Raw genomic sequence first — 26,869 nt, 5'->3', positions numbered from 1 at the left:
GAATAGATCCCTGTGATGGTAGCGAGACCTGTGGCTCGCGGACCCACAGGGATGACGGCAAAGGACCGGTCCAATGACCAAAGAACGCCTCTACCTGTTTGATGCGACGCTGCGCGCTCGCGTTGCGCGCAAGGGCAAAGCCCTGAGCACACGCAAACAAAAGACGGCCGTCGCGGGGAGAACCCACAATGCTTGACCAGAAAGAGAGATTGTATCTCTTCGACACGACACTGCGCGACGGCCAGCAGACGACCGGCATCGATTTCTCGCTGGACGATAAGATCACCATCGCGCGGATGCTGGATGAGTTGGGTGTCGACTATGTCGAGGGCGGGTATCCTGGTGCCAACCCGACCGACAGTGCCTTCTTCGAAGAAAAACGCACCCAAAACGCCACGTTCACAGCCTTCGGCATGACGCGGCGAGCCGGTGTGTCCACCTCCAACGACCCAGGTCTGAAAGCGCTGATCGATGCGGCCGGTGACGCCATCTGCTTCGTGGCCAAGAGCTGGGACTATCATGTCCGCGTGGCGCTGAAGACCACCAACGAGGAAAACCTTGCCTGCATTCAGGACAGCGTCATGGCGACGCTCGCCGCCGGCAAGGAGCCGATGGTCGATTGCGAGCACTTTTTTGACGGCTACAAGGCCAACCCGGACTATGCGCTGGCCTGCGCAGAGATCGCCTTCCAGGCGGGCGCGCGCTGGGTAGTGCTATGCGACACCAATGGCGGTACGCAGCCCGATGAAATCGAAGCGATCGTCAAGACCGTGATGGAAAAGGTGCCAGGCACGCATCTTGGCATCCATCCACACAATGACACCGAGCAGGCGGTAGCAAACGCACTGGCGGCAGTGCGCGCGGGCGTGCGCCAGATCCAGGGCACGCTGAACGGCATCGGAGAGCGCTGCGGGAACGCCAACCTCACCAGCCTCATCCCGACGCTGATGTTGAAAGAACCCTACGCCAGCGCGTTTGAGATCGGCGTGACGCCGGAGCAGCTCGCCAAGCTCACGGTGACCAGCCGCGCGTTTGATGAAATTTTGAACCGCGCGCCGGATCGCCATGCGCCCTATGTCGGTGCTGGTGCCTTTGCCACCAAGGCCGGGATCCATGCCTCGGCGGTGCTGAAAGAGCCAGAAACCTATGAGCACATCCCGCCTGCAACGGTGGGCAACACGCGCCGGGTTCTGGTGTCGGACCAGGCGGGCAAATCCAATCTGGTCGCCGAGCTCACGCGCCTTGGTCTCGATGTCGATCCAAAAGACGCGCGTTTGAACGATCTGCTTGCCGAACTCAAAGAGCGCGAGGCCTCTGGCTACAGTTATGAGGGGGCTGACGCCTCGCTGGCGCTGCTCGCCATGCATCGCCTTGGTACCGTACCGAGCTATTTCAAAGTCGACAGCTACAAGGTGGCCGTGGAGCGCCGCTTCAACGCGCTCGGCCAGGAGATCGACCTCTCCGAGGCTGTCGTGAAGGTGGAAGTGGACGGTGAGCGGCTGATGTCGGTGGCCGAGGGCAACGGCCCGGTCAACGCGCTCGACAACGCCCTGCGCAAGGACCTCGGGCGTTTTCAATCGGTGATCGAGTCCCTGGAACTGGTGGACTACAAGGTGCGTATCCTGAACGCCGGTACGGCAGCTATAACGCGTGTGTTGATCGAGAGCGAAGACACGGTGACTGGCGAGCGTTGGTACACGGTTGGCGTGTCGGAGAACATTGTCGATGCCAGTTTCCAGGCGCTGGAAGACTCCATCATCACCAAGCTGATGCGCGCCGACGGGCTGATGCTCGCGCCGGCAGCGGAGTAATCCCATGACCTGCCCGATGGCGCGCGAAAGCAAACCGACAGACCTTCCAGGGCTAGAAGCGCTCTACCCCGCAGCCTTTCCAGATGAGGATTTGCTCGCCTTGATGCGCAGCCTAGAGGTGGAGCCCGATGTGCTGTCCCTGGTGCTTGACCAGTCCGACGCGATCATTGGGCACGTCGCCTTCACGCCATGCACCATTTCTGACGATCGCCGGCCGCTTGCTTTGCTCGGCCCGCTGGCGATCCACCCAAAATGGCAGAAGCAAGGTTGGGGCGGGGCCTTGGTCCGCGAAGGGTTGGCGCGCCTGCGCAAACAGGGTGTCGCTGGCGTTCTGGTTCTTGGTGACCCAGCCTATTACGGCCGTTTCGGATTCGTGGCCGAGCCAAACCTATCCCCGCCGCATCCCTTGCCGGACGAGTGGGCGGGCGCTTGGCAATCCTTGGCCTTGGGCGATGAGAATTTGGGCGAGGGGCAGTTGAAAGTGCCCCCGGTATGGGACAACCCCAAGCTCTGGGTGTGAGTAGGTCTACAACCGCTCCAGCGTGTCCTCGTCGCCCTCCAAGGCTGCCTCTGACAGCGCGGCGACCTCATCGCGTAGCTTTGGCACGATCTCGCTGACATCTTCGGTGATGAGATAGCGGATCATGGTCTGCTGAGTGATGAATCCCTCATCGATCATGTGATCCATTAACTCGGTCAGCGGGGCCCAGAACCCGCCAATATCGGCCAGCAGCACTGGCTTTTTGTGGCGGCCGAGCTGTGCCCAGGTGATCATTTCGACCACCTCTTCCAGCGTGCCAATGCCGCCGGGCAGGGCAACAAAGGCATCGGCTTCGTCGAACATGCGGCGCTTGCGCTCATGCATATCGTCGGTGATCACCAGATCTTCGACGCGGCGCAGCATAACCTCACGCTCTTCCAGGAAGCGCGGGATAACCCCGGTCACCTTGCCGCCTGCGTCCAGACAGGCGCGCGCAACGGTGCCCATCAGACCGACCGATCCGCCGCCATAGACAAGCCGTATGTTGGAAGACGCCAAAGCCTCGCCGAGGTTTTGGGCGGCTGTTTCATAGGCCGGATTTTGGCCGGTGCGTGAGCCGCAATACACGCACACTGAAGTCAATTTGCTCATGGCCCTTGAGTGACACCGGCCAAAGCAAGCGTCAACCGCCGTTATCCTTAGGTCCCGTGCCGGTTCCGCGTTCCTTGCGTGCACTGCAAAACGGTACTAAACCCGGGAGACTCGGCCTTTGTGAAGGAAATGTGATGAACTCTGGTGTCGTAGGCGCTGTGGCCCTGCTGGCGGTTGGTGGCGCGCTCTATCTCGGTTCAACGTATCTGGGCGATTATTTCGCTGATCGCAATGCTGCAACGCAGCAGGCAGCGGAAGAAAGCGCTGAACCGTCCGACGCTCTGGCTTTGGTTCCTGAATCCGCTGAAACCGCTGTTGAAGAAGCTGCAGAGGCTATGGCCGAGACGGCCGAAGGCGCCGCAGATGCCGTCGCCGAAACGGCTGACAGCGCCGTTGACGCCGTTACCGACTTGGCCGAAGGCGCCGCCGACGCCGTGACGGAGACTGCGACGGAAACAGCTGATTCGGCGTCAGAGGCAGCCGGCGAAGCCACCGAAGACATGGCGGAGACCATGGCGGACGAAATGACCGAGACGGCCATGCTCACCGAAGAGGCCGCGCAAGAGGTTCTGCAAAACCTTGGCAGCGACCTACCCGAAACCGCCTCTGAGCCTGGCACGACGCCGGTTCTCGATGTCGTGCGTGTCGAGCCCTCTGGTGAAGTGTTGATTGCCGGCAATGCGCCGCAAGGCGAACGCGTCGGCCTTGTCTACAACAATGAGGTCGTCGCCGAAGCTGAAGTAACCGAGGGCGGAGACTTCGTGCTGGTGCCAGAAGAGGCCCTGCCGAGCGGTGAGGGAACGCTGGAAGTGGTCGTGATCGATCCGGACGGTAACCGCGAAGCGCAATCTGATGAGCAGGTGGCGCTTGTGCTGCCCGAGGAAGGCAATGAGGCCGGTTTCCTTGTCGGCGTGCTGCGTCCAGGCGAGCCGGTTGAAATCATCGAGCGGGAAGCACCGGAGGCCGAGGCTGGCGCGACGGAAGTCGCTTCGGTTGCCGAACCAACATCAGCAGCGGATGAAACCGCCGATGCAACTCCGTCAGAGACGGAAACAACTGCTGAAGTTGATACCGCTGCACGCGCCGAGCCTGAGGCAACAGTTGAAACCGATGTCGTCTCTCCGTTTGTCGTTGTCGACGCCATAGAGCTTGAAGGCCAGGAGATTTGGATCGCTGGGGCTTCCATTCCCGGCACAATTATCCGCCTCTATCAGGACAATGAACTGCTTGGCGAAACTATCACCGGCGAGCAGGGCCGTTATCTTTTTGAAGGCACGTTGCGCGACGCCACGGGCGACGTCACCGTCCGCGCCGACGCGCTCGCCACGGGCTCGGCCGCTGTGATCGCCCGTGCCGAAGTTCCGTTCGAAATGCCAGGCATCGAAATGGCTGCAGTTGCTGCGGACGCGGCTTCGGAGGCCGCTGAGACGGTTGCTGAAACCGCATCAGCTGCCGGAGAGGCCGTCGCCGACGCCACTTCAGGAGCCGCCGAAAGCTTGAGCGAAACGGCCGCCGACGTGGCCGAAGCAGCAGGTGATGCCATCGCTGAGACCGCCAGCGAGGTTGCAGACGCGGTCCAATCAGCCACCGACAGTGCGACGACCGCAGGCACGACAACGGAGACAGCGGAAACGGAGTCGGCCACCACTGAGACCGAAACGGCGGCCACGGCGCCGACCACCACACCCGCTAGCACCAGCGAAACAGCGGCGAGCGAACCCGCATCCAATGTTGAAGTCGCAGCATCGACGCCTGCGGCCACGAACACCGAGCGCGTGTCCGTGCTTGACACCGGACGCGTCATCATCCGCCGCGGTGACAACCTTTGGCGCCTATCGCGCCGGGTCTTCGGTCAAGGCATCCGGTACACGTCGATTTATGATGCCAATCGCGACCAAATCCGCGATCCTGCTTTGATCTTCCCCGGTCAGGTGTTTGATCTGCCGACACCGCAGGAAGAGTGGGGCGAAGTGCCGGGCGTTGAAGCGCTTGAACCGGACCAGATCCCCGGCCCGGACGTCGTTCAAAACTAGGCCTTACCGTCGGCCGACCCAAGGGCGCTAGGCCACGGGTTACTACCCATGGGGTTGTCGCGTTGATGCGGCGGGACTATTTCATCGGCAGATGACGATGAAACCTCCACCGCAATACAGGGTGTCGTGCGCAGCCGATGATGAGGCCCTGGCGCGCACCGCCAAGGCGCTCGCCCATCCGGCGCGGCTTGCGCTTTTGCGCGCTTTATCGGCCGAGCGCTGCTGCTGCGGGCACCTTGTCCGTGACCTGTCCCAGCGTGACATGACCCTGGCCCAATCCACCGTCTCACAGCATTTACGCGTGTTGGTAGATGCCGGGCTCGTCACCCGCACGACCTGCGGCGTGGAAAGCTACTTCAATGTGAACGCCAGCGCCCTTGCGGCCGCCTTAGATGCGTTCTCGACCCTGAAAACGTCTGGCGCAGCCGAAACGCTGCCCGCCACCCAATCCTTCAAGAAGGCGTAAGCCCTATGGCGATTGCCGCCGATACCTCGCAAAACAAACAACAGGGCGAAAAGCCCGCGCTCTCGGTCGATGACCGCGCGATGGGCGACACGCTGCGTGTCCTGTTCCCCTACATATGGCCGCATGATCGGCCTGATCTCAAAATGCGCATCTACATTGCGCTTTTCATTCTGGTGCTCGCCAAGCTGGTCACCGTTCTGGTGCCCTACAGCTACAAATGGCTGACGGATTCCTTGACCGGTGAGCTTGGCGCGCCTGCCAGTATTCCTGAATGGTTGATCGTGCCGATGATGCTGGTGATCGCCTATGGCGTCGGCCGGTTGATGATGGTGGGCTTCAACGAGTTGCGCAACGCGCTGTTCGCCAAGGTTGGCCAGCACGCCGTGCGCAGCCTGGCCAACGAGACCTTCAACCATATCCACCGCCTGTCGCTGCGCTTCCACTTGCAGCGCCGCACCGGCGGCCTGTCGCGCATCATCGAGCGCGGCACCAAGGGCATTGAGATCATCATTCGGTTCTTGATCCTGACGGCGGTGCCGACGCTGCTGGAATTCGCGCTGATGATCGCCGTTGTGACCTATCAGTTCGATTGGACCTATGCCGGAATCGTGATCGCCATCGTCGTGGCGTTCATTTGGTTCACCAAGGTTGCCAGCGATTGGCGCATCGCCATTCGCCGGGCGATGAACGAGGCCGACACCGACAGCAACACCAAGTCGGTTGACGCGATGCTGAACTACGAGACGGTGAAATATTTCAACAATGAGGCCATGGAAGCCCGCCGGTTTGACGGCGCGATGGCCAAGTATGAGAAGGCTGCAACGCAGACCTTCACATCGCTGGCCACGCTGAACTTCGGCCAGACCTTTATTTTCACGGTTGGGCTGGTCGTCTGCATGATCATGTCGGCCCAGGCCGTGCAGGCGGGCACGCAGACCCTCGGCGACTTCGTGATGATCAACGCGCTGCTTCTGCAGCTTTGGCAGCCGATGAACTTCCTTGGCTTTGTTTACCGCGAGATCAAGCAAGGCCTGGTCGATCTTGAAACCATGTTCGACCTGCTGCGCCAGAACCCCGAGGTTACCGACAGTTCCAATGCGGTCCCGCTGCAGGTGAATGGTGGCGCGATCTGCTTTGAGGATGTGCGCTTTTCCTATGATCCCAACCGACCGATCCTGAAGGGCATTTCCTTTGACGTGCCGGCCGGCAAGCAAGTCGCCCTGGTCGGCCCATCGGGTGCCGGCAAATCCACGATCTCGCGACTGCTCTATCGGTTTTATGATGTGAGCGAAGGCGCGATCACCATCGATGGGCAAAACCTGAAAGAGGTGACGCAGGCAAGCTTGCGCCAGCAGATCGGCATGGTCCCGCAGGACACGGTGCTGTTCAATGACACCATCGCCTACAACATCTGTTACGGCCGCCCGTCGGCGAGCGAAGCTGAAGTGCGCGAGGCGGCGCGTATGGCCCAGATCGCCGATTTCATCGAGCAATTGCCCGACGGGTTTGACACCCAGGTCGGTGAGCGTGGGTTGAAACTCTCCGGTGGTGAGAAACAGCGTGTGGCGATTGCGCGAACGCTGCTGAAAGCGCCGCCGATCTTGATCCTGGACGAGGCGACCTCAGCGCTCGACACGCAAACCGAAAAAGAGATCCAGGCTGCCCTCGATGTGGTCTCCAAAGACCGCACCACGCTGGTCATTGCTCACCGATTGTCGACCGTCATCGACGCCGACGAGATCATTGTGCTCAAAGCCGGGGAGATCGCCGAGCGTGGCACCCACGATCAGCTTCTGGCGATGAATGGGCTCTACACCACCATGTGGAACCGTCAGCGCGAGGCCAGCGAAGCGGAGAAGAAACTGGCCGAAACCCGTGCCCAGGATGTGGAAGGCGTGATCGATCGGGGGCCGAGAGCCGGGGAGCTCAGCCGCGCTTAGCGTGCGTCTTGCTCTGTTTCTCGACAAGGCTCGCCGAACCCGATAGGACCGGCGATCCCCCCATTCGCGTTGTGAGTTCCGCCCGTCCATGAGCATCATTCAGTCTATCCGCACCGCCATTCCGCCGATCAATCCCGCCGGTTATCCGTTCATCGGTCTGTTCGCGCTGGCGTCGCTGGCGCTTGGGTTTCTGTCGATCAGCCTGTTTTGGATCGGTGTTGGCCTGACGATCTGGTGCGTTCTGTTCTTCCGCGATCCGGCCCGCGTGACCCCGGTTGACGACAGCCTGGTGATCAGTCCTGCCGATGGCCGGGTGTGTTTCGTCGGCCATCGCGCGCCGCCGCCGGAATTGGGTCTCGGCGATCAGCCAATGCGCATGGTCGGGATTTTCATGAACGTGTTCGACGTGCATGTGAACCGCGCGCCGGTTTCTGGATCGATCACTAAAGTCGCCTACAAAGAGGGCGCGTTTTTCAGCGCCGATCTGGATAAGGCCAGCGAAAAGAACGAGCGCAACGGGTTTGTGTTTTCGACGCCGCATGGTCCCCTGGCCGCCGTTCAGATTGCAGGTCTTGTCGCCCGTCGCATCCTTGCTTGGAGCGCGGAAGGCGACAGCGTGACGGCGGGCGAGCGTATCGGGATGATCCGCTTTGGCAGCCGAGTGGATGTCTATCTGCCCGAGGGCGCGAAGGTGGATGTCGCCATGGATCAGCGCACGCTGGCCGGTGAGACGGTGATCGCCCGCTTCGGCCAGGCATCATCCGGCGAACGCTTTCACCGGACGAGCTGATATGACGGCGCGCGCATGACTGGCCTTTTTCAAGATTTTGAGCCCAGTGCGGTTGGCGCTTGCGCCAGAGCCAACAGAAATGGACGCCTGGATGGCAAGCTTAGACGGGGCAGGCTGAAATGACGGGTTTGTTCCAAGACTTTGAGCCGGGCGGAAAGCCGGGCACAAGGCGCGGTCGACGCTGGCGGCGGCTGAACCGTGTGCCGCTGCGCATGGTGCTGCCCAATATGGTCACGCTCCTGGCGCTGTGCTCCGGGCTGACCGCCATTCGGTTGGCGCTGGAAGGCCGCTTGGAGCTGGCCATGATGGCCATCCTGCTGGCGGCCTTCCTGGACGCCCTCGACGGCCGCTTGGCGCGGATGCTGAAAGGCACCAGCCGGTTCGGCGCGGAGCTCGACTCGCTCACTGATTTTGTCAATTTCGGCGTCGCGCCGGCGCTCATTCTTTACCAGTCGTCCCTTTCGGCCATCGACAATCTGGGTTGGATCGCCGCGCTGCTCTACGCCATTTGCACAGGGCTTCGATTGGCCCGTTTCAATGCTGCGCTCGATGTTGAAGGACCTGACCACAAGGCCGATTTCTTCACCGGTGTGCCCGCACCTGCTGGCGCCTTGCTGGCTCTGTTGCCGATGTATTTTGCGCTGCTTGGCGGCGACTGGCTCACCGGATCGCCGATCCTCGTCGCCGGTTACATCGTCATCATCGGCCTCTTGATGGTGTCATCTTTACCGACGTTCTCAGGCAAGCGGTTGGGCGCGAGGCTCCCCTCTGACAGCGTCCTGCCTTTGATGGTGGCCGCGGCTGCGATGATCGCGTTGCTCGTCGCCTTCACTTGGCATGTACTGATTGGACTGTCGTTTGCCTATTTGGCGTCGTTGCCGGTCGGTGTCTGGTACGCTCGCAAGCTCGACCAGAAGGCGGTTCGTACCGATGCGCCTCACGAGTGATTTCGTCGTCAGCGCGCTGGTACGACGTGTCCAGGGCGAGGGGGCGTATGCCACGGTGGCGCGCCATGGCGACGACACAGCTGGCGCGATCTTCGTTCTGGTGGATGGCCTGGACGGTCAGGTCGCGCTCTATGGTCCCGCGCCGCCACAAATGGACGATGCACCCTTGCCGGCCGATGCCGCGCTGACCGGCAACCGTCTGTTCGCGCCCATTCCCTTGGAGCCAGAGCCAACCCGCGCGGCCGCTGAAGACGCTTTGCAGCGTCAGATGCGCTTTGATCCCGATGTCTGGGTGGTCGATATCGAAGACCGCAAGATGCGGGCTTTCGTTCCGACGGTTGATGCCTGAACTCAGATTGCTTTGCGGAAGCCCTGTTGCGGCGCGGGCGCCTTGGTGCTTGCAAGTTCCATAATAGAGCGCGTCTGCGGACGCTGCGTTGCGGTCGGCTCCGGCTGACGGGCCGGCGTCTCGCCGCGCATCGCACCAACGATCAGCCGTGCGGTCGCTTCAGGCATGGCATTGAACCGATCGACCAGGGCGAACGTGTCGCGCGGGCTGCCGGTGAGACCGGTCTTGCCGAGGATCAGCATGCGGGCAAAGGCCGTCGAGGAAAGCTCAGCGGCCTTGGCAAGCACTAACAGCGCATCGCCATCCGCTTCATCGAGCAGTTTGCCAACCAGCGTGCGGTCCAAGTCGAGGGTCGAGGCAAACAGATCGGCAAGCTTGTCGGAATCGCGCAGCGCAATCACGGTCAAAAAGGCCAGATCGGCATCGTTGCGCGTCGGGTCGAGTGCCTTGCGTGCGTCTTGCAGACTGACGGTTCCAGGTCGGTCCTCGGCGAGGCGGCGCATGACGGCGCGCCGTCCGGCGCTGTCCAGTTTGGCGAAGTCCTGAGCGCTGCGTCGCGGATCGGCGGTGCCGGTTGGATAAGAGCGCGGCGTCTCGGCAGGTGCCGGAGGTTGAACCGCTGGCGCTGGTTCGTTCGCTTTGGCCGCCTTGCGTTCCACCATCTTCTGCGCATCGGCACTGAAGTCGGTTTGCCGATTGTCGAGAAGCGCCTGCAACACTGCGCCATTGCCATCGGCAACCAGCATAGTGATGTGCTTGCCCTGCAGCGTGTGATGGCGTGCGATCAATTCGCGGATATCGTTGCCGCGCTCTTCCAGGAAGTAGGCAATCGTCTCATCGCCGAGACGGTTGGCGCGGATCAGAATGGTCGCCGCGCGATCATTGGCCCGTGCAAGACGGTCGGCCAGACCGCTGTTCACATCCTCGCGGCCCGCCACCGCTTTAGCGAGCGAGACAAGCTCCTCTTCGCTCGCAATGCCGATATAGCCGTGGGCCAGTGCGGTCAGGCGGGCGAGCTCTTCGCCACGACCGCGCGGCGTCAGGGCCAGCAAGGTGGAAACTGCGCCCAAAAGGTTTGCGCCGGCCAAAGGCGAGGTGCGACGGGCAGTTGCCTGGCGGGCGGCTGGCGTGGAACCGTCGGTTGAGCCAATCGATGGACCAGTCGCCATCCCAATCTCATCCCGGCGAGCGCTTGAACCGGCGTCATCGCCGGACGCCGTGTCAGAACTGCCCCAAAAATCCGGAAGGTGCGCCATGGATGGTCTCGTTGCGTGGCCAATAAAGAGAGGCCTTCCTTGTGCCCCAACTCCGTTAGCAAAGGATTAACCTTGCCCAATTCTTAATGCTCCGGCCTGGGGCGCTCGCGTGGTGATTCGCTGCGCGCATGCGGCACCCAGCAACGCAAAAAGGGGCGCGGTTCTTTCGCACTGGGCACGTTTACGACCTGATTGAAACAACAAGCGCGGCATGATCATGGGTGATGGCAGTCGAAAACCCAGTTCTTCCAACCGGCGTGGCCTGAGACAGGCAGCGGGCGCGGGCGTGCGCCATCGGCGCTCGATTGAACCGGTGACCAACATTGTACCGTTCTCTAGCGTTTCCAGCCGACCACGACAGGATCACGCGCCGCTGCCGCAGGATCATGAGGCGCAGATCGTCCTTTTCACCGGCGTTCAAATCGTGCGCAGCCGTCGGCAAGGCTAACAATGCGCGCAATGCCAAAATCCCAAGGCTCTCTCTGGCGCGCGAGCGTGGCAATTGCTTGCGCGGGCGCTTTGGCCGCATGTGCGCAAACCGGTGATTTCGGCCGTCAACGCCCCAACGTCATCAATGACAGCCTGCTGCCTGTCGTCGGTATGGTGTCCACCTATTCGGCGGGCGAGCCGGTTTCCCATTTCAACTACACCGATGATGAGCGCACGCTGCGCAATCTTGGTTGGACGCTGGTTGTGCCCACCCATGCGCATGATTGGATCGGCCGCACGGCCGCTGAACTGCAACGCGCTGAGATCGTCCGGCGGCTTGACCTTGTGCTCAGCCCCGAACGCTATTCGGCGATGCTGTCGGGCCAGCGCTATGGCTCCAGCGAGGCGCGCTATGCCCGCATCATGGATGATGCGGTGAAAGACATGGCTGCTATTCAGCCCTACATGGCCTATGTCGCGCGTGTCCGCATTGCCGATGAACAGCGCATCAATGCTGCAATCGGATTGCCGGACATTGGCGCGTCAGAATTGGCCGCCGCACACGGCCGCATCGCCGAAAACCAGCGCCAGATGGCCTGGGTAAAACGCGCTATGCTCTTCCGGCTCTATGCCTATCGTTATGCGGTCGATCGGTTGATGATCCAGACGCCGTCGCGCCTTGCCGGCCAAACGATCGACCGGCTCAATGCACTTGAAGCGCTGATCCAAAACGCCCTGGCAGTGGATATGGAGCAGGCCCCGATCAGCCACCCGGGTCAACAGATCGATCTCCTGGAAATCGTCGCTAAGGCGTGAAACCGCATGAACACAATGCGTCATAGCCGGATCAAGTTCGGCCATGATGGGCTATGGCGGCGAGGGTGACGACTGGGATGACGCTGTTGTCCCTTACCCGCCGTCCGCCGGCGCTATGTCCGGCCGCACAACCGGCTGCGGCACGCTGGGAGGACCGGCGGGGGCGGTTGGTTGCTGGCCCGCCTCAGAACCATCTTGATCATCCTCCGGCTCGGCGAAGGTGAAGGTCGCCAGTGAGCACTCCATCAAAGACAGCTGATCGCGCAGCGCAGGGCGCAGCGCATTGTAGGTCGCAAGCCCGCTGATCCGCACCAGGCCAAGCGGGCCTTCCATCTCCACCACCAGCGCATCGCGCGGCAATTGCGCACCGGCCGCTGACAGGTCGCGCGCCAGGGCAGGGCGCATCACCAACAGCTCAAGTTCGCCGCCGGAGGCAGCATTGTGGTTCACCGAACCAACGACCAGACCGCTGAGCGTGTGCACCGAAATCGACCAGAACGGTACGTCAAGACTGCCTGATACGCGAACGGCGCCATCGCGCAGATCAAAGCTGCAATAGACACTGTCCTTGCGCGCATCGGCATAGCGAAAATTGGGGCGCAGCTCACCGGCTTGGCCGGTGTAAAGGCGCGGTGCGGATTCGCCTGGTGGGATCACCTCATCGATCAACACCCCGCGCCCGATGGTCGGTAGCGCGAACACGATGACAAAATGCACGACCAGCGTCGCCAAAAAGGTCAGCCCGAGCCATAGGCCAAGGGCGCTGGCGACTTGCCGGAACGTGGGGCGCTTACGCACTTTGGGCAAAAAGAAACTGGTATCGACCATCACCCGCACCCCAGGGCAGTTGAGGCAACATCGATGATCGGCAGGGAAGCTTCGCCGGTCTCGGGCACCGAATTGATGGCGCCGTCATAGACATGCAGGACCAGGCTGATGGGCTGATTGGAACCGACGAGCAGGGAGTTCGGGGTCATGGGTCGTGGCCCGATGGTCAGCGAGAAGCTACCGTCGGCATTGTAGACGATGTCCTGGCTGTGCAGGGCAAAGCGCGACGCAGCGCCAGGGTTTTCCGGATCGCTGTCACCGATCGTCGCGCCATTCGGCTGGGCCAGCGAGAGCGTCCATAGCCGCGCAATCTCGACAAAACCAGTAACGGTGATTGAACAGGTCGGCACCAAAGCCTGGCCGTCATGCGATGTGAGCGCCACGAAGCGCATGCCCTCTGCGCTGCCCGGCGGCAATTGTCCCGACGAGGCGAGGAAGGCGTGCGCGTAGGGATCAGCTGACGCGTCTCCCACTGCACGTACCGCTTCCCAAGGGCCGATCTGCAGCATGCCGGTCGGGCGCAAGGTCTGCGTGGCGTAGATGGCGCTCACGGTGCCGGCGACAACGGCGGTCAGCGCCATCGATAAGAGCCACAACAGACGCGCCATAGGGTTAGTTTGCCTGTTCGACCTGTGGATCAGCCTGGCGGATCACCGTGTCGGATGTCCCAAGCGCATCGATATCGAAGGAGGTGCGCAACTCGCGGGTGTTGGTTGGGTCGAACCGATTGGCGAGGCCTTGCAAGGTCAGCTCCATGCTGTCGCTGAGATCGGTCGCGAGGTCCAGCCCTTCATCGGCGGCATCGCGGGCCGTGACCAGTTCGACATCATCGCGCACCGCTTCATCGACGCCAGGCATCAGGGGCGGCTGGCTGTCGCGATGGGCAAGCTCCATGATCGACTGCCATGTCATCGCCGGCAGACGACCACCGGTGAGATTGGCGGTCGAAGTAAAATCATCATTGCCATACCAGACGCTCGCCGTGTAGCGGCCCGTGTAGCCGATGAACCAAGCATCGCGGTAGGCCTGGGTGGTGCCGGTCTTGCCGGCTGCAGTAATACCGGGAAGCTGGGCGCGGCGTGCGGTACCCGCCTGGATCACCTGGGTGAGCATGGTGTTCATGCCGGTCACCGCCTCGGCCGAGAGGATACGCGGTGCCGCCGGGCCATCGACAGTGCGGTCATAGACAAGTTCGCCGTCAAGCGTGCGCATTTCCATGATCGCGTAACCGCTGGCCCGATAGCCGCCATTGGCGAGCGAAGCATAAGCGCTGGCCATATCGAGCGGCGTCACCTCGGCAACGCCAAGCGGCAACGGACGGGTGATCGGCAATTCGGAACGAATACCCATGTCATAGGCGGTTTCGACGATGAGATCGCGGCCCATCGCCTCGGCAAGGCGCACCGGGATGGTGTTGATCGAGCGGGCGAGCGCGGTTGTCAGTGTCACACGACCACGATAGCTGCGACCATAATTGCGAGGGCTCCAGCCGCCGATCGTGATCGGTGCGTCCACGACAATGGAGCGCGGCGTGTAGCCATTCTCAAGCGCTGTCGCGTAGACGAAAACTTTGAAGGAGGAGCCTGGCTGGCGCAGCGCATGAACGGCGCGGTTGAACTGACTTTGACCATAGTCGCGACCGCCAACCATCGCGCGTACGGCGCCATCATTCTCCATGAGAACAGCAGCAGCTTCACGCACTCGGTAAGCGCGGCCGGATTCGGACAGATTATTGAGGACCGCGCGCTCAGCGCCCGCTTGCAACCGGGTGTCGAGGGTTGAGCGCACGACCAGCACGCGCTGGCCTGGCGGGGCGATCTCACGAACTTCTTCGAACACCCAGTCAAGGAAGTGGTTTGGCGCGGACAGTGCATCGCGCGGCACGGCAGACGCAGGGTTGAGGCGCGAAAAGAGGACCTGGCCTTCGGTCAGGAACCCGGCTTCGACCATGTTGGAAAGCACTTCGCTCGCCCGCTGGCGCGCCGCAGCTAGGTTGAGGTGCGGTGCATAACCAGCCGGCGCCTTGTAGAGCCCGGCAAGCATCGCCGATTCGGCCAGCGTGATGTCGCGGACATCCTTGTCGAAGTAAAACTCCGCTGCCGCCACCACGCCGAATGCACCGCCGCCCATATAAGCGCGGTCCAGGTAGAGCTTCAGGATGTCATCTTTGGTGAGATTGACCTCAAGCCAAAGCGCCAGAAACGCCTCAGTGATTTTGCGCATCAGCGTGCGCTCGTTCGACAGGAAAAGGTTTTTCGCCAATTGCTGGGTGATCGACGAACCACCTTGAACAACGCCCTGCGCGCGAACATTCTCAAGCAGCGCACGGGTTGTGCCGATCACATCGATGCCGAAATGCGAATAAAACCGGCGATCTTCGGTCGCCAGCGTCGCCTGGATCAAATGGTCCGGCATTTCCGACAGCGGCACACTGTCATTCTGCAACACGCCGCGGCGCCCGATCTCCTCGCCATAGCGGTCAAGGATGGTGATCGCAAACGTGTCCTGGGCGCGCCAATCGCTGGAAATGCGTTCAAACGCTGGCAGCGCCAGGACCAGGGCCAGCACCGCGCCCAGCGTTCCGAACGTCGCGACCTCGTCAAGCACCTCGACGGCTGCGCGTTTCAGGCCGCGTACGCGAAATCGGTCAAAGAAGCGCCGGATGCCCGAAAGGGAGCGGCTGAACCCTTGCCCGATGTGGAACAACGCCGTGTCCAGCGCCGCATCCAGCTCGATCGGACGCGGCAAGCCGCGCCGCGGGCGGAAACCTTGAGCGCGCTCGGGCCGTTCGTGCGGCTCCGTCTCTTGACTTGGGGGGATCGGTGGCGTTTCGCTCATCGTCGGCGGTCAACGGTCTCAGGTCGGCCAAGAACCGGCAAATCTGGCCGGGATGGCGGGGAGGACAAGGCATATTGGACGCGTCAGGTATGGCAAAGCGACGCCAACCGCTCAAGCCCTGAGAAGCAAGCGACGCCATCCCGCACGTGCCTTTCTTTTACGCGGACGTAGCGTTTGCCGCCAGACGCGATTTTGCTAAAAGGTGAAGCGAGATATGTCTGTGACTTTTCCGCCAGCAAAGGCCCCCCAAGCTGTGGACCAACCAAGCCCCTCCGCGCCGCCGTTCTGGCAGACCAAGACGCTTGAAGAACTATCAAGCACCGAATGGGAACAATTGTGCGATGGCTGCGGCCGTTGCTGCCTGTCGAAACTGGAAGATATCGACACGGGCGCCATCGCCTTCACCTGCGTCGGCTGCACGCTTCTGGACCCGGAAACGGCGCGGTGCAGCGATTACCCCAACCGCTTCGCCAAGGTGCCCGATTGCCTGGCCATCACGGCTGAGATGGCGCGCAACTCGGCCTGGCTGCCGCCGACCTGTGCCTACAGCCGGGTAGCCAGGGGCGAGGGCCTCGATTGGTGGCATCCGCTGGTATCGGGCACGCCGGACACGGTGATTGCAGCGCGAATCTCCGTCGCTGGCCGGGTGATCAGCGAAGATCATGTCGATCCAGCCGATCTGGAAGACCATATCGAAAACTGGCCGGACGAGGATCCCGAAGTTCCGGCGAGCGAGTATTATCAAGCGGCATCAAGCGCTTAGTCGCGATCACATCAAGACAATAAGAAAAATTTCCTAAAAATAGGAAAAAAGTCCTTGACCCACCGTGCGGTGTTCGGGTACAAAGTGGGCATCATCGCAGAATTGGGTGTCTGGAAAGGCCGTTAAATCCGGTCAGCGACGTCCCAACAGGCGGTCACCCCCGAGACAGTTTCAGCGGTCCCGCGCAAGCGGCGGCCGCTTTTCTTTTGCCGAAACCATCAAAACCATCTGCCAATCAGCCACCGAAGAATCGAGGCCGCATGCCCCCAACACCGCCTGTGGAGCTTTCCGAAGAGGCGTGGCGTGCCATTCGCGCTGCCTATGAAGACGAAGTGTTCACGGTCGATGCGATCACCCAGCAATATGCAGTCTCCCGCGACCGGCTTTACCGCCGCGCCTACAAAGAAGGCTGGGCGGCCCGGCGCGATACGCCGCTCTCTGCTGGCCGCTACAAGCCGCCGCCAACGCCGCAAATGGCTACAACAACGGAAAAACGGGCCGCGCTGGCTGCGCGGCTTTTTCATGCCTTGGAGGAACGCATCATGGCGATTGAAGACGAAATCCTGCCCGGCGATGCCGCCCATGGCGAACGCGATGCCAAGGCGCTGACGGCCATGGCAAGGGCGCTCGACATGCTCGGCGAGATGCTGGAAGCCGCCGACGCTGGCGCCGCCAATCCTGCCAAGATCGAGGATCAGGAGATCGACGTCGATGAGTTCCGCAATTTGCTTACGGACCGCCTTGATCGCCTGCGCCAAGGTGGGGATGAGTGAGGGCTTCACCAACCGATTAAGTGATCGCGCCGTTCTGCGCCTCTGCTACGACTGGGACAGTTGGGCGCGAGAAGACCAACGCCCGCCACTGGACCCCTGGTCGACCTGGATGCTGATGGGTGGCCGCGGCTGCGGCAAAACTCGCGCTGGCGCCGAATGGGTCCGTGGCGCCATCGAAGGCCGGGCCAGCTATGCGCTGGCACCAAGCGGCCACGTTGCGCTGGTCGGCGAGACGTTTGCCGATGCCCGCGAGGTGATGGTCGAAGGCGTTTCGGGCCTGCGCCGAACCGCACCGCCCTGGAACCAGCCGCGTTATGAGGCGACCCGCAAGCGCCTGGTTTGGGAGAATGGCGCTGTCGCGCAGCTCTTCTCAGCAGAGGACCCTGAATCCCTTCGTGGACCGCAGTTCGACGCGGCATGGTGCGATGAAATCGGCAAATGGCGCTACGGCGAGGACGCGTTTGATCAGCTGGCGTTCGGCCTGCGCCTTGGCCAGCAACCGCGCTGCGTCGTCACGACGACACCGCGCGCCACCCCATTGGTGAAACGGTTGATCGCTGACCCGACCTGTGTCGTGTCGCACGCCACCAGCCACGCCAACCGGGCGTATTTGGCCGATGGGTTCTTGGAAGGTTTGGAACGCACCTATGGCGGCTCACGACTGTATCGCCAAGAGGTCGCAGGGGAACTGATCGCCGATCGCACCGACAGCCTTTGGCAGCGCGACACGATCGACAGCACGCGCCTTGCCGCCCCGCCACCGCTACAGCGGGTCGTTGTGGCGGTGGACCCGCCAGCGTCCTCGCATGCCAAATCGAACGCCTGCGGGATTGTCGCTTGTGGCGCCATCGCTGATGGCCAGTTCGCGGTGCTTGCTGACGAAACGTGTCAGGCGGCTCGGCCCGAGGAATGGGCGCGCCGCGCCATCGACCTCTTTCACGAGGTGAGGGCGGACCTCATCATTGCCGAGGCCAACCAGGGCGGCGATATGGTGCGTTCGGTCTTGGAACAGGCAAGCCGCGACGTTCCTGTGAAACTGGTTCACGCCAAGCGCGGCAAGTGGCTGCGCGCTGAACCTGTGGCCTACCTTTACGCCCAGGGACGCGTGCATCACGTCGGCGCGTTCGCAGCGCTTGAAGATGAAATGCTCGATTTCGGCCCGGAAGGTTTGTCCGCACCCGGTAAATCGCCAGACCGATTGGACGCGCTGGTCTGGGCGATCACCGAATTGATGGGAACCGGCGACCTGCCGCCGAGACTTCGAAGTATCTGAGTTGACTTGACCGGCCTCGCTCCGGTCTTTGCCGGACCGCCTGCTCAATTGCCAGCTTTGCTCCGTGCCTTCGGCCCGACCGCATGTTTGCCAGCGGCGCTCCGTGCCTTTGGCTCGATCGCTTAGCTGGTGACGCTTTCAAAAGGAGACTTTCATGTTCTTCACGCGCCCGCGCCAAGCGGAGAGCGCGAGCGAATCCGCTCGTCAAAAAATGTCGGAGAGGGCAGGCGATGCTGCTCGTCTCGATACGAAATCCGGCGCCCCAATCGGTCGCCCGCATTTGCCGCTGTTTCAGCTGCACACGCCCGGCAGCCCGGTCTGGACCGACACCGGCTATGCCAGCCTTGCCCGCCATGCCTATTGCCGCAATCCGGTGGCGTTTCGCGCGGTAAGGCTGATCAGCGAAGCGGCCTCCTCCGTTCGATTGGTCCTGCGCTCCGGCAACCAAGAATACAGCGACCACTGGCTGCTTGATCTGCTGAACTCGCCTGGTCCGCATCTCTCCCGCACGGCGTTGATGGAAACGCTCTGCGCGCACCTTCTGTTGGAAGGCAACGCCTATCTTCTCGGCAGTTTTGCCGATGGACGGCCGACCTCCCTCTTTCCCCTTCGCCCCGACCGCGTGCGGGTGAAAGCCGGCAGCGATGGCTGGCCGGTGGGCTACCTCTACTCGGTGGGTCAGCAGACCGTGACCTTGCACCCTGATGCCGATACCGGGCTGATGCCGCTGGCGCATATGCGCCACTTCCATCCACTCGACGATCACTACGGTCTTGGCTGTTTGGAGCCGGCGCGCACCGCGCTGGATCTGCACCAGGGCGCGAGCAACTGGAACAAAGCGCTGCTCGACAATGCGGCCCGTCCGTCCGGCGCTTTGGTCTATTCCGGTGGCAATGGCCATTTGGACGGTGAGGCTTTCGAGCGGCTCAAGGTTGAGCTGGAAAACACCTATCAGGGTGAGGCCAATGCCGGGCGTCCGCTGCTGCTTGAGGGCGGCCTTGATTGGCGACCGATGTCGCTGAGCCCCAAGGACATGGATTTCCAAGAAGCGCGGCACGGGGCGATGCGCGAGATTGCGCTCGCTTTCGGTGTGCCGCCCTTGATGCTCGGCCTGCCCGGCGACAACACCTATGCCAATTACGCCGAGGCCCAGCGCGCCCTTTGGCGCCAAACCGTTTTGCCGATGGTTGGGCGGATTCTGGATGGCATCACCCATTGGCTGGCGCCGCTCTCGCCCAAGGAAAGCTTTGACCTGGCAGTCGATCTCGATGCCGTCGAGGCACTGTCCACCGAGCGCGAGGCGCTTTGGCGCCGCGTCTCTTCGGCGACATTCCTGAGTGACGAAGAAAAGCGCATGGCCGTCGGTTATGGCGCCAACGATCAGGCCGAACCTTCGCCGTCTGAGGCTGGACCTGCCGATGATTGAGCAATTGGCGACGCTGTTTTTTGAGCGGGGCGACATTGGCCATGTCGCCCTTTTTCTTTGGGCGGCAAGCACCTCTGGCCTCGCTTTGGCGCAGCTTCGTCAGCTGTCGCGCACCACCCGCAGTTTCGAATCCTTCGTGATGGCCATCGCTCGCCTCAACGCCTTCCTCGTCACCGAGACCCCGCCTGCCAACCCGCCGAAAAGGACTTGAAGCATGGTCAAGCGTTCACCAGCCGCCAAACGCAAGCGCCGCAAGGCGCCCACCCGCACGATCCTGCCGCGCAGCGGCGCCCATATGGCGTCTCATGAGGCGGCCGCCATCGACGCGCTGTTCGATGCTTTCGCCCACAATCTTGCGCGCAAACTCGCCGCCCGCGCCGAGCGCACCGGTGGCGGCCAAACGCGCAAGCCACGGGGGGAATCCCGTTGATGCCATCTGACCTGCCTTCATCCGTCGATGGCTTTCGCTTTGCAGGCTACGCCAGCCTGTTCAACGTGACCGATCTATCCGGCGACACCGTCTTGATGGGCGCGTTTCATCGTTCTTTGCGGGCGCGTGGCGTGGCCGGCATTCGCATGCTTTGGAATCATGATCCGGCCGAACCGATCGGGGTCTGGACCGCGATCCATGAGGATAGCCGCGGCCTGCGCGTTGAGGGCCGTCTGACCACCGCCGTCGCCCGCGCCCGCAGCCTGGCGGCGCTGATCAAGGATGGCGCGCTCGACGGGCTCTCCATCGGCTTTCACACCCTGCGCGCCAACCGGCCGAAACCCGCCGCCAAGACCGGCGCCGGACGGCGTTTGATCGAAGTTGATCTCTGGGAGGTCTCGCTGGTGGCCTTTCCCATGCAGCCCGGCGCGCGTGTCGATCGGATCGAACCGGGTGAGCCAGCACCTTCGCCCGCCCATGCCCTAACGACCCATGCCCTGCCGAACCCGCCCGCACACTCTCCCACTCTGCAAGCCTAAAGGACCAAAACCCATGACTGACGCCAACCAGGATCGCGAGATCAAAGCGCAAACCTCCGCCGATCCATCCACCGAGCCGCAAATCGTTGCCTCCTTAATGGAAGCGCTCACCGCCTACCGCGATGCCAATGATGAGCGTCTTGACGCCCTGGAAAAGCGTGGAAATGCCGATCCGCTGCTGGCCGACAAGCTGGCGCGCATCGATGCCGCGCTCGATGCCAACACCGACAAGCTCAACCGCTTATCCGCGGCTCCACAGCGGCCACGCTTGGAAACGGCTTCGGCGCGCCTGGAACGTTCCGATCATGCCCGCGCCTTCGAGACCTATGTTCGTGTCGGCACGATTGCTGGCCTACAGGTCAAAGCCATGGAATCGGGCACCGATGCCGATGGCGGCTATCTGGTGCCGCAGGAAGCTGAAAGCACGATTGGCGATCACCTGACGGCCCTCTCGCCAATGCGCTCCATCGCCACCGTGCGCCAGGTGTCCTCGACCATCTTCCGCAAGCCAGTAACCACAGATGGCTTCGATGCCGGCTGGGTGGCCGAAAACGCACCGCGGCCCGAAACCGGTTCGGTGGTGCTGTCGGAAATCGCTTTCCCGACCATGGAACTCTACGCCATGCCGGCGGCCACCGCGACGCTGCTCGATGATGCGGCCATCGACATGGATGTGTGGCTGGCTGGCGAGGTGGATGCGGCCTTTGCCGAGCAGGAAAGCTTCGCCTTCGTCAAAGGCAATGGCACCACGCAGCCGCTTGGGTTTCTCTCGGCGCCGACCGTTGACGAAGCCAGTTGGGCCTGGGGAAATCTCGGAACCGTTTCCACAGGCGTTGATGGCGATTTCCCAGTCTCCGACCCCTCCGAGGTGCTGATCGATCTGGTCTATGCGCTGAAGTCCACCTACCGCCAGAACGGCAGTTTCGTCATGAACCGTTCCACCCAATCGTCGCTGCGCAAGATGCGCGATGCCGATGGCAATTACATCTGGACGCCGCCCTCGGCAGCCGGTGTCAAAGCCTCTCTGCTCGGCTTCCCGGTGGTGGAAATGGAAGACATGGATTCCATCGGTTCGGATGCCAAAGCCATCGCGTTTGGTGATTTCCGCCGGGGCTATCTAATCGTCGACCGGATTGGAGTGCGTCTGCTGCGCGATCCCTACACCGCCAAACCCTACGTGCTCTTCTACGTCACCAAGCGTGTCGGCGGCGGCATCCAGGACTTTGACGCCATCAAGCTGCTCACCTTCTCAGCGGCGTAACCTGAAGGGAACCCTCCCGCCCTTTTTGCCTCGCTGAGCTGCAAACGGCCTGCCTCTTCCAAGTGGCGGGCCGTTTGCGTTGGATTTTCTCTTTTTGGAGCCTCGCGCATGACGCTGGTGCAATTAACAAGTCCGGCCATCGAACCGGTCAGCCTCGATGATTTCAAGGCGCATGCGCGCATTGACACCGAGGATGAAGACACGCTGCTGGCGGCCATGCTGCTCGCCGCGCGGGCCCACACCGAAACGCTGTCGGGCAAGCTGTTCATCACCCAAACATGGCGCATGCTGGCTGATGAGGTGCCCAGCGACGGCCGCATCGCGCTTCTGGTACGCCCCATTCGCTCCGTCGATAGCGTTGTGGTCTATGACGCCGCCGGTTCGGCGTTGACCCTGGAGCCGGAAGACTGGCTAGCTGACCTTGGCGGGCGGTGGCCGCGCCTGATGCTGCGCCGTCCTGCCGTCACCCGCATGCGCGCGATGAACGGCATCGAGATCGACGTGACCGCCGGTTATGGCGACACGGGGCTCGATGTGCCCGCTGTGCTGCGCCACGCGATCCTGATGCTTGCTACCCACTGGTATGCCCACCGCGCGACGGGCTTTGATTTTACCTCCGCCGGTGAGCCTGATGGGCTGTTCGAGCTCATCGAGCCGTTCCGCGAGGTGCAGTTATGAGCCGAACCTTTGATCCAGGCGCGCTCAATCTGCGCATGCAGGTGCTGGAGCCGGTGGCCTCCGATGATGAGATCGGCGGTGGCACCATCGCCTATACACAGCGCCGCTCGGTTTGGGCCGCCTTCGAGGAAGATGCGCCAGCCCGTCAAAGCGCTGACCCTGTGAACGACGCGCTGGCCACCGGCACGGTGCGCACCCGTATCGCACTGGCACCACCGGTCGGTTGGCGGCTGCAATGGAACGCCCTTGGCGGCATGCGGGCGGTGGAGGTCATCGCCGTCCAGCGCGGCACGTCGGCCGATCCGTTTGATCTGTGCGCCGTGCGTGAGGTGACATCATGACCAACCTCGCCACCCGCGATGCAGTCAAAGCGCTGGTGGCAGCGCTCCAATCCGATACAGCGCTTGGCGCCTTCACCATCACCGACCGCCCCGCGCGGCCAAGCGCCCTGCCGCATATCCGCGTCGGCCCGGTGAGCGAAGAGCCATGGTCCACTGGCACATCCAACGGTGCGAAACTTTCCGTTTCGCTGGCGTTGACCAGTCGCTCCGGCAGTTTTTCCCTTCTTGTCGATGCCGCTGACGCCATTGCCGCGCTGCTCGAAACGCCGCTGACGATCACGGCGGCAACGAGCGTCGTTCAGCGCCTGACGACCACCCGTTTTGCCCATGAGCCGAGTGGCAATCTGGAACGCGCGACCCTCTCGGTCGCGCTGCTCATCGATCTTGGCGACGCCCCTTGATCCAACTTTTGCGAGGCTTTCATGACTGCCCAGTCCGGACGCAATCTGCTTCTGAAAATCCACAACAGCCAAACCGACGAGTTTGAGACGGTCGGTGGCTTGCGCGCCCGCGCCATCGGCTTGGCGCAGGAACTGGTGAACGTTACGCATGGGGAAAGCGAAGGGCGTTGGCGTGAGCTGATCGGCGATGCCGGCCTGCGCCATGGCAAGATTTCCGGTTCCGGCCTGTTTCGCGACGCCGCCTCCGACACCCGCGTGCGCGGCCTGTTCTTCGATGGCGCGGTCGCCACGTGGCAAGTGGCGATCCCCGATTTCGGCACCATCGAAGGGCCGTTCCTCGTCACAACGCTCGACTATGCCGGGCGGCACGATGAAGCGATCACGTTTGAGATGGTGTTGGAATCGGCCGGCGCGCTCACTTTCCAGGCCGCCGCCTGATGGCCAATCGCTATCGCGGCGAGGCGAGCCTCGAAACGCCCGACGGCGCGCTGACCTTGCGCCTGTCCCTCGATGCGCTCGCCCGCCTTGAAACAGCGTTTAACGTTGAAACGCTCGGTGCCCTCACCGAGACATTGGTGGGCGGCGATCTTACGGCGCACCAGTTGCAGACGGTCTTGCTCGAAGCGCTCGTTGCCGGTGGTGATGTGGATCGGCCAAAGGCTGAGGCACGGCTCCGGCAAATCGGCACGCCGCTGACCTTGCGCCAGGCCTATGTCGATCTGATGCGCGCGACCTTCGCGCCATGACCGCTATCGTCACGCTTGAAGGCCTGGTCGATTGGTTGATGCGTCAGCGGTTTGCAACGCTTGAAACCGTCTGGACGCTGAGTTTGCCCGATGTGCGCCGCGCCGCCCATCTGGCCAATCCGCAGACCAGTACATTGCCGCCGTCATCCGACGATCTTGCTGCGCTCATGCGCGCCTTTCCCGACACGACAAAGCTTGAGGACAACGGCCATGGCCAACCCTGAACCATCTGATTTCACCACGGGTCTGCGCGAAGAACTCAGCGATCTGCAGGCCGACGTGACGTCCTTGTCCGGAGATATCACCAAGAGCCTCGCTCAAGCCCTGGTCGAGGGTAAGGAACTGGACGGTCTGCTGCAAAGACTCATCCTAACTCACTCCAACAGCGCGTTATCCTCAGCGATGGGCGACGCCTACAATTTGGTCGGATCGCTTGGCGAAAGCCTGGTCGGCGCCGCTATCGGTGGTGTGACTGGCGGCGCGGCGAACATTTTCAACGTCAATGTCGCAACCCCTGATGCAGCGAGTTTTCGGGGCTCGGAAACCCAACTGACCGCCTCGCTTGCCCGCGCCGTTTCGCGCGGCCAGCGCGGGCTTTAGGGGGCGTCATGACCATCCCCGGCTTTCACGACGTCAGCTTCCCCGTGCCTGTCGCCCGTGGTGCTCGCGTCACCACTCACCGACAGACTGACATCGTCACCCTTGGCTCCGGCCATGAGGAGCGCAACACCCGCTGGAAACACGCCAAGCGCACCTATGATGCCGGTGGCGGCGTACGCTCGCTGGATGATCTCTACGCGGTACAGAGCTTTTTCGACGCTCGCCTTGGTCAGCTCTACGCGTTCCGTTTTCGTGATCCGCTCGACCATGCCTCCGGGCCGCCTGGCACAACCCCGCAACCAACCGATCAGGTCATTGGCACCGGCGACGGCATCACGCGAACGTTCCAGATCATCAAGCACGTCAGCGACGATGTGGTTCGATCTATTCGGCTGCCGGTCGCAGGATCGGTGTCGGCAGCCATCGACGGAGTGCCGACGATCAATTTCTCGGTCGAACTGGAAACCGGCGAATTGACCTTCGACGCCGGCACGACCCCAGCGATCGGCGCCACGGTTACCGCAGGGTTCCTGTTCGACGTGCCCTGTCGCTTCGACACCGACACACTCGACATCGATCTGACGGCCTTCAAAGCCGGATCGTTGCCGACGATCCCTCTGAAAGAAGTGTTCTTGAAGGAGCCAGTCGATGCGTGAGCTTGATGCGGAACTGGCGGCCAGCCTTGCGTCGGGTTGCACAACGCTTTGTCGGTGTGTGCGCCTCACCCGGATCGACGGGCAGGTCCTTGGGTTCACCGATCATGATGCGCCGCTCGCCATGGACGGCGGTACCTTTCTGCCCGCCGATGGGTTTGAGGCAAGCCAGGAAAGCGCCGCCCTTGGTCCCGCCGCTGGCGAGTGGGATCTGCGCGCCGCGCTCACCGATGATCGGATCACCCAGGGTGATTTGCTCGCCGGTCGCTATGACGGCGCGGAAGTTGAAACCTTCCTGGTCGATTGGCAGAGCCCAAGCGCCTTTGAGCGCCTGTCGTCGGGCACGCTTGGCGAGGTGACCAGCCGTGACGGCCTGTTTCAAGCCGAAGTGCGCGGACCGTTCGCCGCCTTTGACCGGGTGCGTGGACGGGTGTTTTCCGCCCGCTGCGATGCCGAGCTGGGCGACGCCCGTTGCGGCGTCAATCTCGGCCAACCAGCCTACACGACCGAAGCCACTATAGATGCTGTGCTCGAACCGCACGTCTTTCTGATTGCGGCGCCGAGCGGGCAGGCAAAAGGCCATTTCGATGGCGGCGCCTTTCAACAGGGCACGGACAACCCGGTGCGCATCCGCGCCCACAGTGTCGATGGGTCGCTCGCGCGCATCACGCTTTGGCAGGCACCGGTAACGCCATTGGAGGCGGGTGCTGAGGTCACCTTGAAGGCTGGCTGTGACAAGAGCTTTGCCACCTGCAAGGCACGCTTTGCCAATGGCATCAACTTTCGCGGCTTTCCCTATATGCCTGGCGATGATTTCGCCCTGTCCAATCCGGCCAACAGCGACGGCAATCTCGACGGCGGGAGCTTAGGATCATGAGCGCGCAAGCCTTGGCTGCACACCAACCCAACGTGGCCGCCGACCGCGAGGCGGTCCTGGCCGAAGCGGTACGATGGATTGGCACGCCCTATTGCCATCAAGCGTCAAAACGCGGCGTCGGCGCTGATTGCCTCGGTCTGATTGTGGGTATTTGGGATGCGCTGGCGATAACGCCACTCGTCCTGCCGCGGCATGACCAACGCAGTTGGGCACACCATGCCGACGGTGAGCCGCTGCTCGATGGTCTGCGTCAGTTTCTGATCGAAAAATCCACGCCAACCGCTGAGCCCGGTGATGTGCTGGCCCTGCGCTGGCGGTCAAGCTGGCCGGCCTCCCATCTGGCCGTGCTGATGGAGGATGGCACCATCGTCCACGCCTATGAAGGCGGGCGGGTCGTGCGGTCCAACCTTGCGCCCTGGGCGCCTCACATAGCCGCCTGTTTCGCTTTTCCACCTTTCTCCAAAACCTAGGAG

Annotated in this window: 31 protein-coding genes and 1 pseudogene; 27 read left to right on the top strand and 5 right to left on the bottom strand. The window is 62.4% G+C overall.

Annotated features, from left to right (window positions below; genetic code table 11):
- The first annotated feature begins 188 nt into the window (after positions 1 to 188).
- A complete protein-coding gene (locus tag JJ917_07765; GenBank protein ID MBO6698708.1) occupies positions 189 to 1,811 on the top strand; it encodes a citramalate synthase in 1,623 nt (540 codons plus the stop codon).
- Between the two features lie 16 nt (positions 1,812 to 1,827).
- On the top strand, positions 1,828 to 2,331 hold the full coding sequence (locus JJ917_07760) for an N-acetyltransferase (protein MBO6698707.1): 504 nt from the start codon (positions 1,828 to 1,830) through the stop codon (positions 2,329 to 2,331).
- Positions 2,332 to 2,337: 6 nt separating this feature from the next.
- Here JJ917_07760 and JJ917_07755 read toward each other — a convergent pair whose 3' ends face one another.
- Positions 2,338 to 2,943, bottom strand: a complete 606-nt coding sequence (locus JJ917_07755) for a TIGR00730 family Rossman fold protein (protein ID MBO6698706.1) — start codon at positions 2,941 to 2,943, stop codon at positions 2,338 to 2,340.
- 134 nt (positions 2,944 to 3,077) lie between these two features.
- Between JJ917_07755 and JJ917_07750 the strand changes: the two genes are divergently transcribed.
- The 6 genes from JJ917_07750 (at position 3,078) to JJ917_07725 (ending at position 9,468) form a co-directional block, all read left to right on the top strand.
- Positions 3,078 to 4,976: a LysM peptidoglycan-binding domain-containing protein gene (locus JJ917_07750; protein ID MBO6698705.1), complete on the top strand. Its 1,899-nt coding sequence runs from the start codon at positions 3,078 to 3,080 to the stop codon at positions 4,974 to 4,976.
- 97 nt (positions 4,977 to 5,073) lie between these two features.
- Positions 5,074 to 5,442, top strand: a complete 369-nt coding sequence (locus JJ917_07745) for a winged helix-turn-helix transcriptional regulator (protein ID MBO6698704.1) — start codon at positions 5,074 to 5,076, stop codon at positions 5,440 to 5,442.
- 80 nt (positions 5,443 to 5,522) lie between these two features.
- Positions 5,523 to 7,382 (top strand): ABC transporter ATP-binding protein/permease, encoded by a 1,860-nt coding sequence (locus JJ917_07740; GenBank protein MBO6698703.1) that lies wholly within the window; start codon positions 5,523 to 5,525, stop codon positions 7,380 to 7,382.
- An 88-nt stretch (positions 7,383 to 7,470) separates the two neighbouring features.
- On the top strand, positions 7,471 to 8,172 hold the full coding sequence (locus tag JJ917_07735; GenBank protein ID MBO6698702.1) for a phosphatidylserine decarboxylase: 702 nt from the start codon (positions 7,471 to 7,473) through the stop codon (positions 8,170 to 8,172).
- Positions 8,173 to 8,291: 119 nt separating this feature from the next.
- The gene (gene pssA / locus JJ917_07730; GenBank protein ID MBO6698701.1) at positions 8,292 to 9,119 is read left to right on the top strand and encodes a CDP-diacylglycerol--serine O-phosphatidyltransferase; all 828 of its coding nucleotides are present in this window, start codon (positions 8,292 to 8,294) and stop codon (positions 9,117 to 9,119) included.
- Complete coding sequence (locus JJ917_07725; GenBank protein ID MBO6698700.1) at positions 9,103 to 9,468, top strand: DUF1491 family protein; 366 nt, start codon at positions 9,103 to 9,105, stop codon at positions 9,466 to 9,468. Before pssA ends, JJ917_07725 begins: the two co-directional genes overlap by 17 nt.
- Before the next feature lie 2 nt (positions 9,469 to 9,470).
- Here the strand turns inward: JJ917_07725 and JJ917_07720 are convergent, their stop codons facing one another.
- A complete protein-coding gene (locus JJ917_07720; protein MBO6698699.1) occupies positions 9,471 to 10,724 on the bottom strand; it encodes a DUF2336 domain-containing protein in 1,254 nt (417 codons plus the stop codon).
- Positions 10,725 to 11,219: 495 nt separating this feature from the next.
- Between JJ917_07720 and JJ917_07715 the strand changes: the two genes are divergently transcribed.
- A complete protein-coding gene (locus JJ917_07715) occupies positions 11,220 to 11,969 on the top strand; it encodes a hypothetical protein (protein MBO6698698.1) in 750 nt (249 codons plus the stop codon).
- 93 nt (positions 11,970 to 12,062) lie between these two features.
- Here JJ917_07715 and JJ917_07710 read toward each other — a convergent pair whose 3' ends face one another.
- The 3 genes from JJ917_07710 to JJ917_07700 are packed head-to-tail and all read right to left on the bottom strand — an operon-like array spanning position 12,063 to position 15,635.
- Positions 12,063 to 12,797 (bottom strand): hypothetical protein, encoded by a 735-nt coding sequence (locus JJ917_07710; GenBank protein ID MBO6698697.1) that lies wholly within the window; start codon positions 12,795 to 12,797, stop codon positions 12,063 to 12,065.
- Entirely contained in the window at positions 12,797 to 13,405 is a 609-nt protein-coding gene (locus JJ917_07705) for a DUF1214 domain-containing protein (protein MBO6698696.1), read from the bottom strand. Before JJ917_07705 ends, JJ917_07710 begins: the two co-directional genes overlap by 1 nt.
- Positions 13,406 to 13,409: 4 nt before the next feature.
- Positions 13,410 to 15,635 (bottom strand): PBP1A family penicillin-binding protein, encoded by a 2,226-nt coding sequence (locus JJ917_07700; GenBank protein MBO6698695.1) that lies wholly within the window; start codon positions 15,633 to 15,635, stop codon positions 13,410 to 13,412.
- A 214-nt stretch (positions 15,636 to 15,849) separates the two neighbouring features.
- On the opposite strand from JJ917_07700, the gene JJ917_07695 reads away from it, so the two are divergent.
- The 18 genes and pseudogenes from JJ917_07695 to JJ917_07610 all read left to right on the top strand — a co-directional run bounded on the left by JJ917_07695 (position 15,850) and on the right by JJ917_07610 (position 26,866).
- On the top strand, positions 15,850 to 16,398 hold the full coding sequence (locus JJ917_07695) for a YcgN family cysteine cluster protein (GenBank protein MBO6698694.1): 549 nt from the start codon (positions 15,850 to 15,852) through the stop codon (positions 16,396 to 16,398).
- 260 nt (positions 16,399 to 16,658) lie between these two features.
- Entirely contained in the window at positions 16,659 to 17,171 is a 513-nt protein-coding gene (locus JJ917_07690; GenBank protein MBO6698693.1) for a hypothetical protein, read from the top strand.
- Positions 17,164 to 18,444 (top strand): DNA-packaging protein, encoded by a 1,281-nt coding sequence (locus JJ917_07685; protein ID MBO6698692.1) that lies wholly within the window; start codon positions 17,164 to 17,166, stop codon positions 18,442 to 18,444. Before JJ917_07690 ends, JJ917_07685 begins: the two co-directional genes overlap by 8 nt.
- A gap of 211 nt (positions 18,445 to 18,655) precedes the next feature.
- The gene (locus JJ917_07680) at positions 18,656 to 19,870 is read left to right on the top strand and encodes a phage portal protein (protein MBO6698691.1); all 1,215 of its coding nucleotides are present in this window, start codon (positions 18,656 to 18,658) and stop codon (positions 19,868 to 19,870) included.
- Positions 19,863 to 20,081 (top strand): hypothetical protein, encoded by a 219-nt coding sequence (locus tag JJ917_07675; protein MBO6698690.1) that lies wholly within the window; start codon positions 19,863 to 19,865, stop codon positions 20,079 to 20,081. The genes JJ917_07680 and JJ917_07675 overlap by 8 nt, the downstream gene beginning before the upstream one ends.
- A 3-nt stretch (positions 20,082 to 20,084) precedes the next feature.
- The gene (locus JJ917_07670; protein MBO6698689.1) at positions 20,085 to 20,300 is read left to right on the top strand and encodes a hypothetical protein; all 216 of its coding nucleotides are present in this window, start codon (positions 20,085 to 20,087) and stop codon (positions 20,298 to 20,300) included.
- Positions 20,300 to 20,839, top strand: a complete 540-nt coding sequence (locus tag JJ917_07665) for an HK97 family phage prohead protease (GenBank protein ID MBO6698688.1) — start codon at positions 20,300 to 20,302, stop codon at positions 20,837 to 20,839. Before JJ917_07670 ends, JJ917_07665 begins: the two co-directional genes overlap by 1 nt.
- A gap of 13 nt (positions 20,840 to 20,852) precedes the next feature.
- Positions 20,853 to 22,100 (top strand): phage major capsid protein, encoded by a 1,248-nt coding sequence (locus tag JJ917_07660; GenBank protein ID MBO6698687.1) that lies wholly within the window; start codon positions 20,853 to 20,855, stop codon positions 22,098 to 22,100.
- Between the two features lie 108 nt (positions 22,101 to 22,208).
- Positions 22,209 to 22,778, top strand: coding sequence for a phage head-tail connector protein (locus JJ917_07655; GenBank protein ID MBO6698686.1), 570 nt, complete (start codon positions 22,209 to 22,211; stop codon positions 22,776 to 22,778).
- Positions 22,775 to 23,119: a hypothetical protein gene (locus tag JJ917_07650; protein ID MBO6698685.1), complete on the top strand. Its 345-nt coding sequence runs from the start codon at positions 22,775 to 22,777 to the stop codon at positions 23,117 to 23,119. Before JJ917_07655 ends, JJ917_07650 begins: the two co-directional genes overlap by 4 nt.
- Positions 23,116 to 23,520, top strand: coding sequence for a DUF3168 domain-containing protein (locus JJ917_07645; GenBank protein ID MBO6698684.1), 405 nt, complete (start codon positions 23,116 to 23,118; stop codon positions 23,518 to 23,520). Before JJ917_07650 ends, JJ917_07645 begins: the two co-directional genes overlap by 4 nt.
- Positions 23,521 to 23,541: 21 nt before the next feature.
- Positions 23,542 to 23,958 carry a phage major tail protein, TP901-1 family gene (locus JJ917_07640; GenBank protein MBO6698683.1) on the top strand — a complete coding sequence of 139 codons (417 nt, stop codon included), beginning with the start codon at positions 23,542 to 23,544 and terminating at the stop codon, positions 23,956 to 23,958.
- Positions 23,958 to 24,266, top strand: coding sequence for a gene transfer agent family protein (locus JJ917_07635; protein ID MBO6698682.1), 309 nt, complete (start codon positions 23,958 to 23,960; stop codon positions 24,264 to 24,266). The genes JJ917_07640 and JJ917_07635 overlap by 1 nt, the downstream gene beginning before the upstream one ends.
- Positions 24,263 to 24,490 (top strand): hypothetical protein, encoded by a 228-nt coding sequence (locus JJ917_07630; GenBank protein MBO6698681.1) that lies wholly within the window; start codon positions 24,263 to 24,265, stop codon positions 24,488 to 24,490. Before JJ917_07635 ends, JJ917_07630 begins: the two co-directional genes overlap by 4 nt.
- Before the next feature lie 271 nt (positions 24,491 to 24,761).
- A pseudogene (locus JJ917_07625) lies at positions 24,762 to 24,866 on the top strand (phage tail tape measure protein).
- A gap of 14 nt (positions 24,867 to 24,880) precedes the next feature.
- Positions 24,881 to 25,522, top strand: a complete 642-nt coding sequence (locus JJ917_07620) for a DUF2460 domain-containing protein (GenBank protein ID MBO6698680.1) — start codon at positions 24,881 to 24,883, stop codon at positions 25,520 to 25,522.
- A complete protein-coding gene (locus JJ917_07615; protein ID MBO6698679.1) occupies positions 25,515 to 26,396 on the top strand; it encodes a DUF2163 domain-containing protein in 882 nt (293 codons plus the stop codon). Before JJ917_07620 ends, JJ917_07615 begins: the two co-directional genes overlap by 8 nt.
- Positions 26,393 to 26,866 carry a peptidase P60 gene (locus JJ917_07610; GenBank protein MBO6698678.1) on the top strand — a complete coding sequence of 158 codons (474 nt, stop codon included), beginning with the start codon at positions 26,393 to 26,395 and terminating at the stop codon, positions 26,864 to 26,866. Before JJ917_07615 ends, JJ917_07610 begins: the two co-directional genes overlap by 4 nt.
- Positions 26,867 to 26,869: the final 3 nt, after the last annotated feature.

This window comes from Hyphomicrobiales bacterium (assembly GCA_017642935.1).
Classification (GTDB): domain Bacteria; phylum Pseudomonadota; class Alphaproteobacteria; order Rhizobiales; family MH13; genus MH13.
Note: the sequence above shows the minus strand (reverse complement) of the source record. Positions and strands in the feature narration are given on the sequence as shown.

What these genes read in the sequence shown, in the direction of transcription:
- JJ917_07765 (MBO6698708.1), top strand. Translation starts at nt 189, where the DNA reads ATGCTTGACCAGAAAGAGAGATTGTATCTCTTCGACACGACACTGCGC.
- JJ917_07665 (MBO6698688.1), top strand. Translation starts at nt 20,300, where the DNA reads ATGCCATCTGACCTGCCTTCATCCGTCGATGGCTTTCGCTTTGCAGGC.
- JJ917_07615 (MBO6698679.1), top strand. Translation starts at nt 25,515, where the DNA reads ATGCGTGAGCTTGATGCGGAACTGGCGGCCAGCCTTGCGTCGGGTTGC.
- JJ917_07630 (MBO6698681.1), top strand. Translation starts at nt 24,263, where the DNA reads ATGACCGCTATCGTCACGCTTGAAGGCCTGGTCGATTGGTTGATGCGT.
- pssA (MBO6698701.1), top strand. Translation starts at nt 8,292, where the DNA reads ATGACGGGTTTGTTCCAAGACTTTGAGCCGGGCGGAAAGCCGGGCACA.
- JJ917_07705 (MBO6698696.1), bottom strand. Translation starts at nt 13,405, where the DNA reads ATGGCGCGTCTGTTGTGGCTCTTATCGATGGCGCTGACCGCCGTTGTC.
- JJ917_07655 (MBO6698686.1), top strand. Translation starts at nt 22,209, where the DNA reads ATGACGCTGGTGCAATTAACAAGTCCGGCCATCGAACCGGTCAGCCTC.
- JJ917_07690 (MBO6698693.1), top strand. Translation starts at nt 16,659, where the DNA reads ATGCCCCCAACACCGCCTGTGGAGCTTTCCGAAGAGGCGTGGCGTGCC.
- JJ917_07660 (MBO6698687.1), top strand. Translation starts at nt 20,853, where the DNA reads ATGACTGACGCCAACCAGGATCGCGAGATCAAAGCGCAAACCTCCGCC.
- JJ917_07645 (MBO6698684.1), top strand. Translation starts at nt 23,116, where the DNA reads ATGACCAACCTCGCCACCCGCGATGCAGTCAAAGCGCTGGTGGCAGCG.
- JJ917_07640 (MBO6698683.1), top strand. Translation starts at nt 23,542, where the DNA reads ATGACTGCCCAGTCCGGACGCAATCTGCTTCTGAAAATCCACAACAGC.
- JJ917_07700 (MBO6698695.1), bottom strand. Translation starts at nt 15,635, where the DNA reads ATGAGCGAAACGCCACCGATCCCCCCAAGTCAAGAGACGGAGCCGCAC.
- JJ917_07735 (MBO6698702.1), top strand. Translation starts at nt 7,471, where the DNA reads ATGAGCATCATTCAGTCTATCCGCACCGCCATTCCGCCGATCAATCCC.
- JJ917_07670 (MBO6698689.1), top strand. Translation starts at nt 20,085, where the DNA reads ATGGTCAAGCGTTCACCAGCCGCCAAACGCAAGCGCCGCAAGGCGCCC.
- JJ917_07750 (MBO6698705.1), top strand. Translation starts at nt 3,078, where the DNA reads ATGAACTCTGGTGTCGTAGGCGCTGTGGCCCTGCTGGCGGTTGGTGGC.
- JJ917_07740 (MBO6698703.1), top strand. Translation starts at nt 5,523, where the DNA reads ATGGGCGACACGCTGCGTGTCCTGTTCCCCTACATATGGCCGCATGAT.
- JJ917_07725 (MBO6698700.1), top strand. Translation starts at nt 9,103, where the DNA reads ATGCGCCTCACGAGTGATTTCGTCGTCAGCGCGCTGGTACGACGTGTC.
- JJ917_07680 (MBO6698691.1), top strand. Translation starts at nt 18,656, where the DNA reads ATGTCGGAGAGGGCAGGCGATGCTGCTCGTCTCGATACGAAATCCGGC.
- JJ917_07695 (MBO6698694.1), top strand. Translation starts at nt 15,850, where the DNA reads ATGTCTGTGACTTTTCCGCCAGCAAAGGCCCCCCAAGCTGTGGACCAA.
- JJ917_07685 (MBO6698692.1), top strand. Translation starts at nt 17,164, where the DNA reads ATGAGTGAGGGCTTCACCAACCGATTAAGTGATCGCGCCGTTCTGCGC.
- JJ917_07610 (MBO6698678.1), top strand. Translation starts at nt 26,393, where the DNA reads ATGAGCGCGCAAGCCTTGGCTGCACACCAACCCAACGTGGCCGCCGAC.
- JJ917_07635 (MBO6698682.1), top strand. Translation starts at nt 23,958, where the DNA reads ATGGCCAATCGCTATCGCGGCGAGGCGAGCCTCGAAACGCCCGACGGC.
- JJ917_07720 (MBO6698699.1), bottom strand. Translation starts at nt 10,724, where the DNA reads ATGGCGCACCTTCCGGATTTTTGGGGCAGTTCTGACACGGCGTCCGGC.
- JJ917_07760 (MBO6698707.1), top strand. Translation starts at nt 1,828, where the DNA reads ATGGCGCGCGAAAGCAAACCGACAGACCTTCCAGGGCTAGAAGCGCTC.
- JJ917_07710 (MBO6698697.1), bottom strand. Translation starts at nt 12,797, where the DNA reads ATGGTCGATACCAGTTTCTTTTTGCCCAAAGTGCGTAAGCGCCCCACG.
- JJ917_07755 (MBO6698706.1), bottom strand. Translation starts at nt 2,943, where the DNA reads ATGAGCAAATTGACTTCAGTGTGCGTGTATTGCGGCTCACGCACCGGC.
- JJ917_07650 (MBO6698685.1), top strand. Translation starts at nt 22,775, where the DNA reads ATGAGCCGAACCTTTGATCCAGGCGCGCTCAATCTGCGCATGCAGGTG.
- JJ917_07745 (MBO6698704.1), top strand. Translation starts at nt 5,074, where the DNA reads ATGAAACCTCCACCGCAATACAGGGTGTCGTGCGCAGCCGATGATGAG.
- JJ917_07675 (MBO6698690.1), top strand. Translation starts at nt 19,863, where the DNA reads ATGATTGAGCAATTGGCGACGCTGTTTTTTGAGCGGGGCGACATTGGC.